A 16,525-nucleotide genomic window follows, 5' to 3' on the forward strand; every position below is an offset into this window, starting at 1 on the left:
TTATTGCGGCGGGGCTCACCTCTTCCCTTCCCGAACAGAGTAGTTAAGCCCGCCTGCGCAGATGGTACTGCAGTTATGTGGGAGAGTATGTCGTCGCCTTTCTTTGAAAACCCCGTTCTGATGAACGGGGTTTTTTATTCATTGTTTTTTAATATAAGAAGATGTTTATCGGTACCTTAGCTCAGATGGTAGAGCAATGGACTGAAAATCCATGTGTCCCTGGTTCGATCCCTGGAGGTACCACAAAATGCTCGGATGGTGAAATTGGTAGACACGCTGGACTTAAAATCCAGTGAACAGCAATGTTCGTGCGGGTTCAAGTCCCGCTCTGAGTACAAAAGGCTTCATTAGTTTAAAACTGATGAAGTTTTTTTATTTATAAATAGCATGATATATTAGCTATTTCCTGTAAGAAAATTAAAATTAATTTCAAATTTCCGATTTTGACTTCGCTTTTTTATAATTTAAACTTATTTCTGAGTCTATTATATCCTATTTCTTTGGTTGAATAAAATTTTTTTGTTTGTAAAGGTCATTTAAGATTTACTGTTGGTAAGTTTCAACTTTTAAATGTAGTATTTTTAGCTAAAATATTTATAATTAAATGAAATTAAAAGTAATTATAGTTGACGATGAAGCCCATGGACGTAGTTTTCTAAGAAAATTATGTAATCTTTATTTTAGCGAAAAAATAGAAATTATTGACGAATGTAACTCCGTTCAGCAAGCAGTTGTTTCGATAAAAAAATACAATCCCGATATTGTTTTTTTAGATATTCAAATGCAAGACGAAAATGGTTTTGAACTTTTTAAATATTTTGAAACGATAACATTTGAAACTATTTTTACAACAGCTTATAAAGAATATGCCATAGATGCTATTAAAAATAGTGCTTTAGATTATCTTCTTAAACCCATTAACATTGCCGATTTTAAATTAGCAATTGCTCGAGTTGAGCAAGCCAAATTGGTTAAAATTAATTTTGATCGTTATAAGTTATTAGCGGAGAACATTGCCAATCAGAATACAGGGAAAGAAAGAATTGTTTTCCCCTCAAAAACTGGTTTTGAAGTTGTGCAAGCCAATACAATTATTTTTTGTAAATCGGATGGAGCTTATACTACAGTTCATACTTTGGATAAAAATCACTTTACTTCTAAATCATTTAAGGAGACTTGTGAATTGCTTCATTCCTCTAATTTTTTGAGAGTTCATAGAAGCTTTCTAATTAATGTCAAATTTGTAATTAGCTTCAGATCTGATGAATTTATCTTAGAAATGATTACTGGTGATAAAATTCCTGTTTCAGATAAATCATTTACCAAAAAAGAATTAATTGATGCGATTTCTCAATAAGTTGATCCTTTTTTTCGGTCTATTTTTTTTCCCATATTTACTTTTAGGGCAGTATTATCCCTCCAAGAATTATTCTACCGCAGATGGCTTACCTAATAATGCAGTTCGCTCATTGTTTTTAGATTCAAAAAATATTTTATGGATTGGAACTGAAAATGGCGTTTCCAGAATGGAGAATGGTTCATTTTCTACTCTTAATGAAATTGATGGTTTGGGTCATAACAGCTGTTGGGATATTAATCAAGATAGCAATGGAAACATGTGGTTTGCCAGTTATGGAGGTGGGGTTAGCAAATATGATGGTAAAAAGTTTACTGTTTTTAATGTTAAAAATGGATTGCCCTTAGATCGGGTTAGAAAATTATTTTCGTATAAAAATAAAATGTTTATTGGAACTGAATTAGGTATTTCTATTATCGACATTAAGACCAATAAAGTTGTTACAATAAAAGGAATTCGTCCTCATTTTGGAGTGTTTATGGTAAGTGATTTTTTTACTTATAAAAAGGACGTTTATTTTTCGACTATTAATGAAGGTCTGTTTAAAGTTGATTTTTCTAGATCCATTCCGAAAATTGTACCTATTGTAGAATTTAATATTACTGGAAATGCTAATGATTCGCACGCTTATAGTTTAGGAAATTTTGACTCTAAACTCTTTTTAAGCAACAAGGGATTTATTAATATTATTGAATTAGAAAATCTAAAAAAGGGTCTGTTATCTACAAGTACCTTTGGTCAATCTATTATTTGGGAATATGTAAAAGACAACAGAGATGACATTTTTGCTGCTTCTTGGGGCCTTTTCGACAGTGATGGTGGATTGTATCAGATTTCTAATAATAAGATGGTTAATGTTTCAGATCACTATGGTATTGATTCCCGAAATTTACTCAATGTTGTTTATGATAAATCAAAAGATATTCTATATGTAGGTTCGAAAGACAAAGGAATTTATGAAGTCCGGTTGAATAAAATGATTGATTATAACTTGTTTGAGGAGAAATCGATTATTGATTTTGAAGTTTTTAATAATCAAAAAGTCATTTTGCACCATAAAGGGATCTCTATTTTCAATGCTTCTAATACTCTTTTCAGTAGTATTTCTTTATCCGATTTTAAAAAGGCAGAAATAGATTTTATAAAGAAAACCAAAAAACCATTGCCCACACACGCCGATGATTTTTTTGAATTGAATTATAAGTTACCTGCAAGCGGTATTGAACTTTACAGGCTCGTAAATTATGATAAAGTTCTTTGGGTTAGCAGTAATATTGGACTTTTTGAAATTGATTTAAATGGAAAGATAATAAACTATGTTCCCATTCATACTTATGAATTTGGTTTTACTCCAAATAATAAGTTTTTTGAGACCAATCCTTATGGCGGAGTTCATGTATATGATGATATTTATAATTTGAAAGTAAAATCTTTAGATGAAAAGGTCACGGCCATCGTAAAAACGCTCAATTATAATGACAAAACTTATCTTCTATCTGTTTTTAATGGATTGTATGTCTATAAAAATAATCAGTTTTATTCTTATTTAGCTGAAGGAATTTGGAAGGAGAAAAAGCTTAAACATATTACAGTTAATAGCAAGGGACAACTTATTTTGGCTGCCGAATTTGGAAATGTTTTTATTGTAGATGACTCTAAAGCTTTTAAAATTTTAAAAACTATTTCTAAAAAAGAGATTGAAGGTAATACTATTCTGTTTTTAGAATCGTTTAAAGATTTTATTCTCATCGGAACCGAAAAAGGAATCAACTTGTATAAGGATGGTGTTATTAGATTGATTGATAAAGAGCAAGGATTGAAAGATTGCGCGGTTACCACTTCACAAATATTCGAAAATCAATTGTGGTTGGGAACTAAAAAAGGATATTACACAATTAATTTAGAGCGATTAATAGCGCCACAAATGACCGTGTCAGAGATGACAATTTCAACAATCGAAATTAACAATGTTCCAATTAGTTCCTCTAATTATACATGGTTTCGTTATAATTCAAAAGAATTAATTTGTGATTACAAAGACAATTCGTTTTCCATTGATTTTATACCAAAAGGGCATGATTTTCCTAATAAATTAAAATTTCGATATCGTCTAAAAAGTACCAACCGATGGAGTCCTTACAGTGAAAAAACAAACCTGTTTTTACCTTATTTACCGTACGGTAACTATAATTTAGAAGTTGAAGTTTTTGATTCGAATGCAGGGAAAGCAACCATTTTTAAATTATTGGAAATTCATATTCGAGCTCCTTTTTGGATGACCTGGTGGTTTATTGCTTTAGCAATTTTGTCTATTTTTAATGTTTTAGTGTATTTGATTTTTAAATCTAAAAAGAAATCCAGAGAGCAGGCAGTGATACATAAACGTATCGCAGAAACCAAGCTGGAAGCTTTATTAAGCCAGATGAATCCTCATTTTACATTTAATGCTATGAATGCCATACAGGATTATATTATTAGTAATGATATTGGTAATTCATTAAAATATATAGGAGAGTTTGCTAAATTAATTCGTCAAACATTAGAAAATTCATCTAAACAAACGATTGCGATTGAAGAAGAAATTGAGTATTTGAAATCCTATATTATGATTGAAAATATGCGTTTTGATAACCGAATTGAAACGGAATTCCATATTGGTTCTGACGTAGATGTCTACCATTCCAAAATTCCTACCATGTTGTTGCAGCCTTTTGTTGAAAATGTTTTTGTTCATGCCTTTTACGCTTCGCATCCTGCGCCAAAATTGACAATCTCTTTTGAAATGTTGACTAAGAATATTTTAGAATGCAAAATTGTTGATAACGGAATGAGCTTAAATGCTGCTAAAAAAACAAAAATTCATAATTCAAAAGGCATTCAACTGACTAAAGAAAGACTTTCCCTTTTGCAAATTTCAAATGTCAATCCGATTAACATTCAGTTTACAGAAAATAACGGAACGACAGTTACGATAAGATTGACGGTATAATAATTGAAATGATTAATTATAAAGGCTCTAATCCAATTTTGGATCGGAGCCTTTTACGTTTATAAACCAATTGGGCTCTTTCATAGCTTAATAAGTACCTTTTATAAGACTATTTAATTGGGCTTACGGTAAACCTATATTTTTGTTTAAAAGGAGGTAAATCGAAGATCAAATCATATGCAAACGTATTACTGTGAAAATTGTGTTTCTAGAAGTAATAGTATTTGAAGGTCTAGAAAAAGCGCAATATTTTTGTAAACATTGTGGATCTATATGTTCTTCGATTTTAAATTTAAGAAGCTTTTTATGTTTGCAACATTCGAAAGGGAATTGTCAAGGCAGTCATTTACTTTTCTTTCAAAAAATCACATTATCGTAAAGTAAATAAAACAATTTTAATTATGGATTCTATTTTTTTTCCTTTGCAAAATTTTACCTTTATTTCTTATATCGCTTTTGGTATTGTTCTACTGAGTTTCCTTGTAGAAGCGAAGTCAAATTCGCCTTACAAATCGCTTTTATTTTCTAATATTGGCTTCGGAATATACTATTTTACCCTTGTGAAAGGTTCAGAAATTGATTTTTCAATATATTTTATGCTGCTCAGTTTTTTGATCTGTTCTTGGTTTTTCGTTTTAAGGAATATTGAAGAGGAAGAGGACGAGAATAGAGGATTTTTAAGAAATTATCACTGTAATAGTATTGTTGGGTTTAGTGATACTAAAGATGGAAATAATAAGGGGAATTCCTCATTAGAAAAAAGCACTTTATTCACTTTTTCACATGTTTTAAGCAAGCAATTATCAAAACTATTTGAAAGCAAATTGATGTTGTTTTTCAGTAATTTTTTAAAAAATGATGCCGTTCATTACAAACATCCTCAACGAAAGCTAGTCCGTGTTTTTACGTATCTAATTTTAATTTCCATTTTATTTTCGTTTTTTTTTGTTTAGGAGTTTATTATCGTTTATTTCCATATTAAGAGAATTTAAACTTTAACATTTGTTCCAATTAATAGGTTATTGTATCTTGTGAAAAAAAACTACTTTAGTTTTTTGTTTAATAAATCGATAACCACATAAATAACTTAACCTATGAAAAGACGATCTTTTTTAACCACTGCAACTCTTGCTTCTGCAGGTCTTACCACACTTTTGGTTACCGGTTGCACCTCCAGTACCAAAAAGAATGAAGATTCAGTACCATTAGGAGATTCTAATCAAGCCTTTGAACTGGATGAAGAAACCATTGGCAGTTTAAGAGAGAAATTAACTTCCGGAAAATATACTTCGGAACAATTAGTGCAACTGTACTTGAAACGCATTGAAGCGGTAGATAAGAATGGACCTCAATTAAATTCGGTTATTGAAATCAATCCGGATGCAGTAACTATTGCTGTTGCAATGGATAAAGAAATGATGGCAGGCAAAATCAGAGGGCCTTTACACGGAATTCCTGTTTTGATAAAAGATAATATAGACACTGCCGATAAAATGCAAACAACCGCAGGATCTTTGGCTATGGCAGGGAATATTGCTTTAAAAGATGCTTTTGTTGTTAAAAAACTGAGAGAGGCTGGAGCAGTAATCATTGGCAAAACCAATTTGAGTGAATGGGCAAATTTTCGTTCCACGCAATCGTGTTCCGGATGGAGTAGCAGGGGCGGGCAGACTAAAAATCCTTACATTTTAGATCACAATCCATGTGGTTCCAGTGCGGGATCAGGTACCGCTGTGTCAGCAAATCTTTGCGTAGTTGCTATTGGAACCGAAACGGATGGTTCTATTGTTTGCCCAGCTTCAGTAAATGGAATTGTGGGCATCAAACCAACAGTAGGTTTGGTTAGCCGTTCAGGAATTATTCCGATTTCAAAAACACAAGATACAGCTGGTCCAATGGCAAGAAACGTAACCGATGCGGCAATACTATTAGGTGCAATTGCTGCTGATGACCAAGATGATGCCGTAACGCTTGAAAGCAAAGGGAAAGCTCATAAAGATTACACGACATTTTTAGATGCAAACGCTTTGAAAGGAAAAAGGATTGGTATTGAGAAAAAACCGCAAGGAGATAATAAATACATAAATGCACTTTTAAACGATGCCATTAACCTACTAAAAAAGCAAGGTGCTGTCATTGTCGAAATTGACTATTTCGATAAAATTAATGCTTTTGGTCAAGCCGAATTTGAAGTTTTACAATATGAATTTAAAGACGGATTGAACAGCTACTTGGCTACGGCCAATGCAAAAGTAAAAACTTTAAAAGATGTAATAGATTTTAATAGCAGTAATGAAGATAAAGCAATGCCTTATTTTAAACAAGAAACATTAGAGAGTTCTAACGCAAAAAAAGGTTTGGATGATAAAAAATACTTGGAAGCATTAGCCGCAAGTTTCGAAGGAAGTAAAAGTGTTTTAAAATCTGTTTTTGAAGAAAATAAGTTGGATGCCATTTGTGGAATAACGATGGGCCCTGCTTGCAGTATTGATATGATTTACGGGGATCGTTGGGGAGGATATTCTTTGACATCGCCAGCAGCGGCAAGTGGATATCCACATATTACTGTTCCAAATGGGATAGTGTATGATTTACCCGTTGGATTATCTTTTTTTGGAACGCCGTACACTGAAGGAGAATTAATCGGATTAGGTTATGCGTATGAACAAGCATCTAAAAAGCGACTAAAACCAGTATTTAAGCCTTCTTTTATATAATTATTTACACAATAAAGAGTATTAAAAAGGGTAAAGAGTGAATCACTTTTTACCCTTTTATTTTTACTTAATATTCACAAATGGAGTTAATTAAATATTCTGGACATTTGAATTGTGGGCGGCAAATGTCTCATCCTAAAAATGAAATAGCCATCCCAATTTCTCCCAAAAATTTTTTTAGCGATACTCGCATCAACTATTTTTTTGGCTTTAATTCCATCTTAGGTTTCTTTTATTATTCCAATTCTCGGAACTACTCTAATAACATGTAAATCGGCGATCATACCCAATACAAGAACTTTTGCTTCTCGAAGAATTAGATTAGCGAATCATCTTCAGCTTCTCTTCAATGCAACTAAACCCTCCATGGTTAGTCGAATGTTTTCGTCTTTTTGGGTGGTTAGCGCTATTTTAAAAGCCATTTTGCTTTGGTTCCAAAATTTCCGACTTCAGAGATACACAGGAATAATGATTCCTCATTAGAAATCGTTGAGTTTTCCATATTTGGGTATGCTTTAAATATTATTGTGGCAATTTTTTTAATATTGGCATCGGAATTCTGCGCTTATTAAATTACCGTCACCATAAATTCGTTTAAATTATGACACTCCAACGAATGTTTTTTTCCTACCTATTTGTTAGAATTAATTCTAAATTTTTTGCCCTTTGCGTTAAGTTTTCAAATAAATCCGTATCACTATTCTTTAAAGTCCACTGATAAAGAGTTCACACAATAGCGTTGTCCGGTTTTTGTAGGTCCGTCATCAAACACATGCCCTAAATGGCTGCCGCAATTTGCACAAAGGATTTCGGTACGTTTCATGCCATGCGTAACATCTGAAATATATTCAACTTTTCCAGGAATGGATTCATCAAATGACGGCCAACCGCAATGTGCATCAAACTTAGAATTGCTTTCGAACAAAGGTTCTCCGCAGGCGCCGCAGCAATACGTTCCTTTTTCATAAAGCAAGTTATAAGTTCCCGTGTGTGGATATTCAGTCCCTTTTTGTCGAAGAATTCTATAGCGTTCCTCGCCTAATTGTTCTTTCCATTCTTGTTCGGTTTTTTCTACAGGATATTTCATGATTATTTTTTTTATTAATTGTATAATGTTGTATTTCAATTATTTATTTTGGATGAATTGAACTGTTTTTTCAATTACTTTAGGGTTGCCTAGAATCTTTCTATGTCCTAATCCGTCTGTTAGTAGTAACTCTCCATTTTTTAAATATTTATGAATGTGAATTCCAGCCTTTACGGGAACTTCAGGGTCCTGATTGTCATGTATCACTAAAACTGGAATAGCAGTTTCCTTGGCGGCTAGGAAAGCAGAATAATTACTCATTTTTTCTCCGTATTTTTTTTCGAAATACAGGCGCAAAAGAGTGCTTACTGCTGGTTTCAATTCTAATTTTGCTACAAAATCATCCATAATATCTTCCACAATGTCTCCACTGCCAATTACTACGGCATGATTTACTTTTAAACCTTTTTTTATCGCATTTAAAACGGACATTCCTCCTAATGAATGACCAATGGCTGCTTCGAACGGTCCAAATTGCTTCTCTATTTCTAAAATTGTAGCGATAAAATCGACCATAATTGTAGTTTTACCGGGTGATTTTCCATGCGCTGGAGCATCAAAACTAATAGTAGAATATCCGGCTTTTAATAATTCGTCGGCTATTTTGAATAATTGAGTTCCGCGTCCTGACCAACCGTGTACTAATAAAATTTTCTTCTCGCTTTTTCCATATTGATACAAAACAACCTCCTTATCAATTGCGGGCACTCGGATTAATTTTTGAATGCTTTTGTAATCCATTTCTAATTCTCTTTTTGGAATTTTATGTTTTATCGGTGTCGTAAAGAGTTTAGCAGCAAATAATGTAATTAGTTTTGGAGAAATAAAAGAGATTAATTTACTGGTTAATAAAATTATCTTAGGAATTTTCAATGATTGGGTATGATTAGAAGTTTTTTTTGTCATTTCAATAAATTTTTAACCGAGTTATTATTCTATAAATTTTTTAGTAAATTTAGAAAAACATAAAAGTAGTATTTTTTATAAAGTTTTTTATTGGTATTAACATAAAAGACTCAAATATTAAATATTCCAATCATAGAAGAATTTACTGAAAACATTAAAATTTCATAAATGGAAATATTTCATATCAGCGCAGAATGTTATCCCGTTGCGAAAGTAGGAGGTTTAGCTGACGTTGTTGGCGCATTGCCAAAATATCAAAATAATGCAGGACATAAAGTACGTGTAGTGATGCCTTGCTACGACACAAAATTTAAAAAAGAAAATGATTTTGAATGTGTCTATTGGGGGCATGTAAAGTTGGGGGATTTCAATTTTCCTTTTAATATTCTTAAAGAAAAAACAGATAAGTTAGGATTTGAATTGTATTTGGTTGAAATCCAGGAATTATTTGATAGAAAAGATGTTTATGGATATCAAGACGATATCGAGCGTTTTTTATCTTTCCAAATTGCAACTTTGGATTGGATTACAAGCAGAAGCGAAGTGGCGGATGTCATTAATTGTCACGATCATCATACGGGTTTGATTCCATTTATGATGTTGTATTGCCGTAAATACGAAAAATTACGGAATATTCCTTCCATGATTACCATTCATAATGGTTTGTATCAAGGTCAGTTTGGATTTGATAAATTGTATTATTTACCAGAATTTGATTTGGCTCATGTCAACGTTTTAGAATGGGATAATTGCATCAATTCATTGGCAGTAGCCATAAAGTGTGCTTGGGCTGTAACGACAGTTTCGCCTAACTATCTGAATGAAATCAATTATTCAGCAAACGGACTAGAATCCTTATTTAATCTGGTGCGTTATAAATCTAAAGGGATTTTAAACGGAATTGATATCGAAGTTTGGGATCCGGCAAAAGATGCGATGCTGGAAAAAAACTATTCAATGAAAAATTTTGAAAAAGGAAAACAGGAAAATAAAGAAAAGTTATGTAACCTATTTAATCTGGATCCAACAAAACCACTTTTTAGTTTTATAGGAAGATTATTAGAAGAAAAAGGAGGTGATTTATTGCCACATGCCGCAGCGCTTGCATTGTCAGAAAATTATCAACAAATTAATATTTTGATTTTAGGTTCTGGAAATAAAATTATTGAAAATCAATTAAATAGTTTGCTACAAGATTACAAGGGAAATTACAATACGTTCATTGGATACAATGAAGAACTAGCACACTTGATTTACGCCGGTTCTGATTATTTATTAATGCCTTCCAGAGTAGAACCTTGTGGTTTGAACCAAATGTATTCGTTACGCTACGGAACAATTCCTATTGTGAGACGAACAGGTGGACTAAGAGATACGGTAATTGACTTTGGTGATGACGGAAACGGGATTTGTCATGATCAGGCCACAGTTGGCGATATATGTTATTCGATTCAGAGAGCAATTGATTTATACGACGACAAAAAACATTTTAATAAAATTCGAAAAATAGGAATGAACACGGACCATTCTTGGGAGCGTGTTTGTCAGGAATATATAGAAATGTACAAACTAATAATTAACAAGAAATGAAAGCCAAAAAGAAAAATGTAATTGCAATAATTTTAGGTGGAGGACAAGGATCTCGATTATATCCGTTGACAGAATCAAGATCAAAACCAGCTGTGCCAATTGGAGGCAAATATAGATTGGTTGACATTCCAATTTCAAATTGTATGAATTCAGATATTTACAGGATGTTTGTATTGACGCAGTTTAACTCCGCTTCCTTAAATGCACACATCAAAAACACCTATAACTTTAGTATTTTTAGCCATGCTTTTGTTGATATTCTTGCAGCAGAACAAACTCCTGACAATCCAACTTGGTTTCAAGGTACCGCGGATGCTGTAAGACAATGTATGCCTCATTTCTTGAATCATGATTTTGATTATGCGTTGATACTTTCCGGTGATCAGTTGTACCAAATGGATTTCAACGATATGTTAGAAGAACACATTAAGAACGAAGCTGATATCTCTATCGCTACTTTGCCAGTAAATGCTAAAGACGCGCCTGAATTTGGGATATTAAAAACAAACTCCGAAAGCTGTATTGAATCTTTTATTGAAAAACCGGCTAAAGAATTGTTGCCAGACTGGGAATCGGATGTGAGTGAACAAATGAAAAGTGAAGGAAAAAATTATTTGGCTTCGATGGGAATCTACATTTTCAACAAAAAACTGTTGGTAGAGATTATGTCCAATAAAGAAACCAAAGATTTTGGTAAAGAAATTATTCCTCAAGCTGTAGGGCACAAAAAGATTTTAAGTTATCAATATGAAGGATATTGGACTGATATTGGTAATATTGATTCCTTTTTTGAAGCGAATATAGGATTAACAGATGACTTGCCAAAATTCAATTTATTTGATAACGAAAATAAAATATTTACGAGACCAAGATTGTTGCCACCATCAAAATTCCAAAAAACAATGGTTGACAAATCATTGATTTCGGAAGGTTGTATATTGAATGCCAAAGAAATTAATCGTTCTGTAATTGGTATTCGATCCAGAATAGGGGAAGGTACCATAATTCAAAACAGTTACGTAATGGGTAATGATTTCTATCAGAATATTGATGATATGAATGAAGATCTTAAAAGCGACAGACAATTGGTGGGAATTGGGGAAAGATGTTTTATTAGCAATGCGATCGTGGATAAAAACTGCAGAATTGGTGACGACGTTTACATAAATGGTGGAAATCATTTACAAGACTTTTCTAATGAGTTGTACGCCATAAAAGACGGAATTGTTGTTATCAAAAAAGGAGCAGTTATACCGGATAATTACATTATTAAGTAAATCTTAAAACTGTTTTTTTACACTAATATTCTGATTTTTACATAAAGCAGAAGCATACAATTGTTATATGAGTAAAGTTATCTCGCATTCCCTTTTTACCGATTTTGATATTGATTTATTTAAAGCTGGAAAACATTTCCGCCTTTACGAAAAATTAGGCGCACATCTTACCACGGTTGACGGAGTGGATGGTGTTTATTTTGCCGTTTGGGCACCAACAGCGCATTCCGTTTCTGTTGTTGGGGAATTTAATTTTTGGACACAAGGCGAGCATCTTTTAGAAGTTCGTTGGGATTCCTCCGGTATTTGGGAAGGATTTATTCCAAATGTAGAAAAAGGAACCACCTATAAATATAAAATACAATCCAATAATGGTGGAATTATTACTGAGAAAGCCGACCCGTTTGCTTTTTATTGTGAGAAACCACCGCATACAGCATCAGTAGTTTGGGATTTAGAGTATAAATGGAAAGATGCTAGCTGGATGGAAACCCGTCAAAATCATAATGGTTTAGACAAACCTTATTCAGTGTATGAAGTACATTTAGGCTCGTGGAAACGTCACACAGATGAAAATCGGTTTTTAACTTATCTCGAATTTGCCGAAGATTTAGTAAACTATGTGAAAGAAACTGGCTTTACTCATGTAGAGTTCATGCCAATAATGGAGTATCCTTACGATCCGTCGTGGGGATACCAATTAGTGGGATATTTTGCACCAACTTCCCGTTTTGGGAATCCGCAGGAATTCATGCATTTAGTAGATAAATTGCATGAAGCCGGAATTGGAGTAATTCTGGATTGGGTTCCTTCTCATTTTCCTGACGATGCCCATGGTTTAGGATTTTTTGACGGATCGAATCTTTTTGAACATCCAGATCGTAAAAAAGGATATCATCCTGATTGGAAAAGTTTAGTGTTTAATTATGGACGAAACGAAGTTCGTTCGTTCTTAATCAGTAATGCGTTATTTTGGTTGCAACATTATCATGCTGATGTGCTTCGCGTTGATGCTGTCGCCTCGATGTTGTATTTGGATTATTCCAGAAACGATGGCGAATGGGAACCTAATATTTACGGTGGAAGAGAAAATCTAGATACTATCAGTTTCCTGAAAGAATTTAACGAAGCCGTTTATTCTAATTTTACAGGCGTACAAACTATTGCCGAAGAAAGCACTTCGTTCCCAATGGTTTCCAGACCAACATCTATGGGTGGTTTGGGTTTTGGAATGAAATGGATGATGGGTTGGATGCACGATACTTTGGAATATTTTCAAAAAGACACGGTGTACAGGAAGTACCATCAAAATGATTTGACTTTTTCGATGACCTACACTTTTTCGGAAAATTTTATGTTACCGCTTTCGCATGACGAAGTGGTGTACGGAAAAAAATCCATAGCAGGAAGAATGCCTGGAGATGAATGGCAGAAATTCGCGAATTTAAGATTACTGTATGGTTATATGTTTATGCATCCGGGAACAAAATTATTGTTTATGGGAAGTGAATTTGGACAAAGCAGCGAATGGAATTTTTCAGAAAGTTTAGACTGGCATTTATTACAATATCCGTTTCATGCCGGCGTCAAAAAATTGATTACGGACTTGAATAAACTCTACAAAACACAACCTGCATTACACGAAAAACAATTCAGTTCAGAAGGTTTTGAATGGATTAATTACTCCGATCATCAAAATGCTGTGATGTCTTTCATTCGAAAAGGAAATGATCCAAAAGACGATGTAATTGTAATTTGCAATTTTACTCAGGTTATACGCCCTGATTATCGAATTGGTTTACCTAAAAAAGGTAAATTAACCGAAATTTTTAATAGTGATGCTTTAGAATATGGAGGAAGCGGAGTTTCTAACGCTAAAAAAATAGCAGTCGAGGCCATGCCTTATGATGGAAGAGATTATTCTACTGAGTTGCTTTTACCTCCTTTGAGTGTAATTGTATTTAAGATTTCATAAGTTAAAAACTCACTTTTTTTTAAATAAATAGTATTAATGGTTTTCATTTATTATGGAAACCATCAGTATATATTGCTGATTGTTCCATTGAAAAAAACTACAACGTTTTCGTTAATAAACATCAGATTTACATAAGCTTAAAAGTATTTTTGTATTTTTGGAAACCAAAAATTGATTAGAATTAATACCATAAAACATGATTACAAATACAGAATTAGAATACAAAGGAGATTTATATCCCACAAAAATAGTTTCTTTTGAACATGAGGTAGATTCCATAAGTTTTCACACTGAAAATAGTGTCATATTAAAAGTAACGGTATTAAGAGACAGTTTAATCCGATTTAGATTTACCACAAAAGGATACTTCAGTAATGATTTTTCTTATGCAATTGACAAAAGTCATTCTCATGGATATAATTTTCTTGAGGTTTCTGAAATGGAAGAGTATTATCAGATAAAAACAAGTAAAGTAAAATGCAGAATTCAAAAAATAGACATGAGATTGTCTATTTATGATTTGGAGGATAATATTATTTTAGAGGATGAATTGGGGTTCCATTGGGAAGAAAGCTATGAATACGGTGGGAATATCGTAAAAATGAGTAAGGCTTCAAAAGATGGGGAATGTTTTTACGGACTTGGTGATAAAGCAACCCAATTGAATTTGAAAGGAAAAAGACTGGAGAATTTTGCGACAGATCAATATGCTTTTCAAAAGGATCAGGAACCATTATATAAAGTAGTTCCATTTTACATTGGACTACAAAACAAGCAGTCGTACGGTATATTCTTTGATAATACGTTCAGAACTTATTTTGATTTTTGTCACGAAAGAAGAAACGTAACCAGTTATTGGGCAGAGGGCGGAGAAATGAATTACTATTTCATTTATGGACCACAAATGCAAGATGTAGTTACCACTTACACTGATTTGACTGGAAAACCCGAATTGCCGCCACTTTGGGCACTGGGATATCATCAATGTAAATGGAGTTATTATCCAGAAAGTAATTTAAAAGAAGTTGCTGCCAAATTTAGAGAGTTGAAAATTCCTTGCGATGCGTTGTATTTGGATATTGATTACATGGAAGGTTTTCGATGTTTTACTTGGAACAAAGAATATTTTCCAGATCCAAAAAGAATGGTGGCTGAATTAGCAGAAGATGGTTTCAAAACGGTTGTAATTATTGATCCAGGAATAAAAATAGACAAAGAATATGCCGTCTACAAAGAAGCTTTAGAAAAAGATTATTTCTGCAAAAGAGCTGACGGTCCATATATGAAAGGTAAAGTTTGGCCAGGAGAGTGTAATTTTCCGGATTATACAAACCCTCTAGTACGAGAATGGTGGGCTGGACTATTTAAAGAATTAATTTCGGAGATTGGAGTAAAAGGAGTGTGGAATGACATGAATGAACCCGCAGTAATGGAGGTTCCTAATAAAACATTTCCAATGGACGTGCGTCATGATTACGACGGAAACCCTTGTAGCCATAGAAAAGCACACAACATTTACGGTACACAAATGGCCAGAGCAACCTATCACGGTGTAAAACGATTTGCTTATCCAAAACGACCATTTGTAATCACAAGATCAGCGTATGCCGGGGCGCAACGCTACACTTCTTCTTGGACTGGAGATAATGTGGCCACTTGGGAACATTTATGGATTGCCAATATTCAAGTGCAACGAATGTCAATTTCCGGGATGGGTTTTACAGGCTCAGATATTGGTGGATTTGCTGAGCAACCTTCGGGAGAATTATACGCCCGTTGGATTCAATTGGGAGTTTTTCATCCTTTTTGCAGAACGCATTCTTCCGGAGACCACGGAGACCAGGAACCATGGGCTTTTGATGAAGAAGTTATTGATATCACTAGAAAATTTGTCAATTTAAGATATCAATTATTACCATATTTATACACTATGTTTTGGCAATATATTGAGGAAGGAATTCCTATGTTGAAACCATTGGTGTATTATGATCAAGAAGATATTCAAACACATTACAGAAATGATGAATTTGTTTTTGGAAATCAAATATTGGTTTGTCCAATTTTAGAACCTAATGCAGTCGGTAGAAGAATGTATATTCCTCGTGGACAGTGGTATAATTATTGGACCAACGAAGAAGTAAAAGGAGGAAAAGAGATTTGGGTAGACACTAAATTTGATCAAATTCCAATTTTTGTAAAAGCGGGAGCAATTATCCCTAAATATCCTGTTCAACAATATGTTGGAGAACTAGAATTTGATGAGTTAACATTAGATGTTTACTACAAGGAAGGAAAGGAAAAATCAGTAGTGTATGAGGATGCTCAAGATGGGTATGATTACAAAAAAGGACGATACAGCTTTCTATCATTCCAAGCCACAGGTAAAGAAAAAGAATTGATTATACAGTTACACAAAGAAGGAAAATATGACACGCATTACACGAAATATAAAATAAATTTAATTGGTCTGCCATTTAAAGTTAAAATGATTGAAATTGATAATGTTGAAGTGTCTTTTGATAGAAGCACTTTAGAAAATGAAAGCTATTTAATTGTCGATAAAGAATTTACGGCATTTCATATTACAGGCGAATAACAAAAAAAGTTGATACTTTTACATTTAATTA

At 33.2% G+C, this 16,525-nt stretch carries 10 protein-coding genes, 2 tRNA genes and 1 rRNA gene; 11 read left to right on the top strand and 2 right to left on the bottom strand.

The window, feature by feature from the left end:
* From rrf to ACP7AT_RS07025, 7 genes are all read left to right on the top strand, one after another.
* A 5S ribosomal RNA gene (gene rrf / locus ACP7AT_RS06995) occupies positions 1 to 102 on the top strand; the annotation flags it as partial.
* A gap of 68 nt (positions 103 to 170) precedes the next feature.
* Positions 171 to 243: transfer RNA gene (locus ACP7AT_RS07000), tRNA-Phe, on the top strand.
* A gap of 6 nt (positions 244 to 249) precedes the next feature.
* Positions 250 to 335: transfer RNA gene (locus ACP7AT_RS07005), tRNA-Leu, on the top strand.
* A gap of 269 nt (positions 336 to 604) precedes the next feature.
* Positions 605 to 1,357 (top strand): LytR/AlgR family response regulator transcription factor, encoded by a 753-nt coding sequence (locus ACP7AT_RS07010; RefSeq protein WP_426063628.1) that lies wholly within the window; start codon positions 605 to 607, stop codon positions 1,355 to 1,357.
* Positions 1,341 to 4,346, top strand: a complete 3,006-nt coding sequence (locus ACP7AT_RS07015) for a histidine kinase (protein ID WP_426063630.1) — start codon at positions 1,341 to 1,343, stop codon at positions 4,344 to 4,346. The genes ACP7AT_RS07010 and ACP7AT_RS07015 overlap by 17 nt, the downstream gene beginning before the upstream one ends.
* A gap of 401 nt (positions 4,347 to 4,747) precedes the next feature.
* Positions 4,748 to 5,299, top strand: coding sequence for a hypothetical protein (locus tag ACP7AT_RS07020; RefSeq protein WP_426063631.1), 552 nt, complete (start codon positions 4,748 to 4,750; stop codon positions 5,297 to 5,299).
* 141 nt (positions 5,300 to 5,440) lie between these two features.
* Complete coding sequence (locus tag ACP7AT_RS07025) at positions 5,441 to 7,063, top strand: amidase (RefSeq protein WP_426063632.1); 1,623 nt, start codon at positions 5,441 to 5,443, stop codon at positions 7,061 to 7,063.
* 697 nt (positions 7,064 to 7,760) lie between these two features.
* Here the strand turns inward: ACP7AT_RS07025 and msrB are convergent.
* Together msrB and ACP7AT_RS07035 are read right to left on the bottom strand one after the other, a co-directional pair.
* Complete coding sequence (gene msrB, locus ACP7AT_RS07030; protein WP_426063633.1) at positions 7,761 to 8,150, bottom strand: peptide-methionine (R)-S-oxide reductase MsrB; 390 nt, start codon at positions 8,148 to 8,150, stop codon at positions 7,761 to 7,763.
* A gap of 39 nt (positions 8,151 to 8,189) precedes the next feature.
* The gene (locus ACP7AT_RS07035; RefSeq protein ID WP_426063634.1) at positions 8,190 to 9,056 is read right to left on the bottom strand and encodes an alpha/beta fold hydrolase; all 867 of its coding nucleotides are present in this window, start codon (positions 9,054 to 9,056) and stop codon (positions 8,190 to 8,192) included.
* Between the two features lie 168 nt (positions 9,057 to 9,224).
* Here ACP7AT_RS07035 and ACP7AT_RS07040 point away from each other — a divergent pair, with 168 nt between their 5' ends.
* The 4 genes from ACP7AT_RS07040 to ACP7AT_RS07055 all read left to right on the top strand — a co-directional run bounded on the left by ACP7AT_RS07040 (position 9,225) and on the right by ACP7AT_RS07055 (position 16,494).
* Positions 9,225 to 10,646: a glycogen synthase gene (locus tag ACP7AT_RS07040; protein WP_426063636.1), complete on the top strand. Its 1,422-nt coding sequence runs from the start codon at positions 9,225 to 9,227 to the stop codon at positions 10,644 to 10,646.
* The gene (locus ACP7AT_RS07045) at positions 10,643 to 11,923 is read left to right on the top strand and encodes a glucose-1-phosphate adenylyltransferase (RefSeq protein ID WP_426063637.1); all 1,281 of its coding nucleotides are present in this window, start codon (positions 10,643 to 10,645) and stop codon (positions 11,921 to 11,923) included. Before ACP7AT_RS07040 ends, ACP7AT_RS07045 begins: the two co-directional genes overlap by 4 nt.
* A gap of 67 nt (positions 11,924 to 11,990) precedes the next feature.
* A complete protein-coding gene (gene glgB / locus ACP7AT_RS07050; RefSeq protein WP_426063638.1) occupies positions 11,991 to 13,898 on the top strand; it encodes a 1,4-alpha-glucan branching protein GlgB in 1,908 nt (635 codons plus the stop codon).
* Between the two features lie 196 nt (positions 13,899 to 14,094).
* Positions 14,095 to 16,494 (top strand): glycoside hydrolase family 31 protein, encoded by a 2,400-nt coding sequence (locus ACP7AT_RS07055; RefSeq protein ID WP_426063639.1) that lies wholly within the window; start codon positions 14,095 to 14,097, stop codon positions 16,492 to 16,494.
* The last annotated feature ends 31 nt before the right edge of the window (positions 16,495 to 16,525 follow it).

Origin of the sequence: Flavobacterium sp. DSP2-3-1 (genome assembly GCF_049896865.1) — a bacterium.
GTDB lineage: Bacteria > Bacteroidota > Bacteroidia > Flavobacteriales > Flavobacteriaceae > Flavobacterium.

What these genes read in the sequence shown, in the direction of transcription:
- ACP7AT_RS07045 (WP_426063637.1), top strand. Translation starts at nt 10,643, where the DNA reads ATGAAAGCCAAAAAGAAAAATGTAATTGCAATAATTTTAGGTGGAGGA.
- ACP7AT_RS07015 (WP_426063630.1), top strand. Translation starts at nt 1,341, where the DNA reads ATGCGATTTCTCAATAAGTTGATCCTTTTTTTCGGTCTATTTTTTTTC.
- ACP7AT_RS07055 (WP_426063639.1), top strand. Translation starts at nt 14,095, where the DNA reads ATGATTACAAATACAGAATTAGAATACAAAGGAGATTTATATCCCACA.
- ACP7AT_RS07020 (WP_426063631.1), top strand. Translation starts at nt 4,748, where the DNA reads ATGGATTCTATTTTTTTTCCTTTGCAAAATTTTACCTTTATTTCTTAT.
- ACP7AT_RS07035 (WP_426063634.1), bottom strand. Translation starts at nt 9,056, where the DNA reads ATGACAAAAAAAACTTCTAATCATACCCAATCATTGAAAATTCCTAAG.
- msrB (WP_426063633.1), bottom strand. Translation starts at nt 8,150, where the DNA reads ATGAAATATCCTGTAGAAAAAACCGAACAAGAATGGAAAGAACAATTA.
- ACP7AT_RS07010 (WP_426063628.1), top strand. Translation starts at nt 605, where the DNA reads ATGAAATTAAAAGTAATTATAGTTGACGATGAAGCCCATGGACGTAGT.
- ACP7AT_RS07025 (WP_426063632.1), top strand. Translation starts at nt 5,441, where the DNA reads ATGAAAAGACGATCTTTTTTAACCACTGCAACTCTTGCTTCTGCAGGT.
- glgB (WP_426063638.1), top strand. Translation starts at nt 11,991, where the DNA reads ATGAGTAAAGTTATCTCGCATTCCCTTTTTACCGATTTTGATATTGAT.
- ACP7AT_RS07040 (WP_426063636.1), top strand. Translation starts at nt 9,225, where the DNA reads ATGGAAATATTTCATATCAGCGCAGAATGTTATCCCGTTGCGAAAGTA.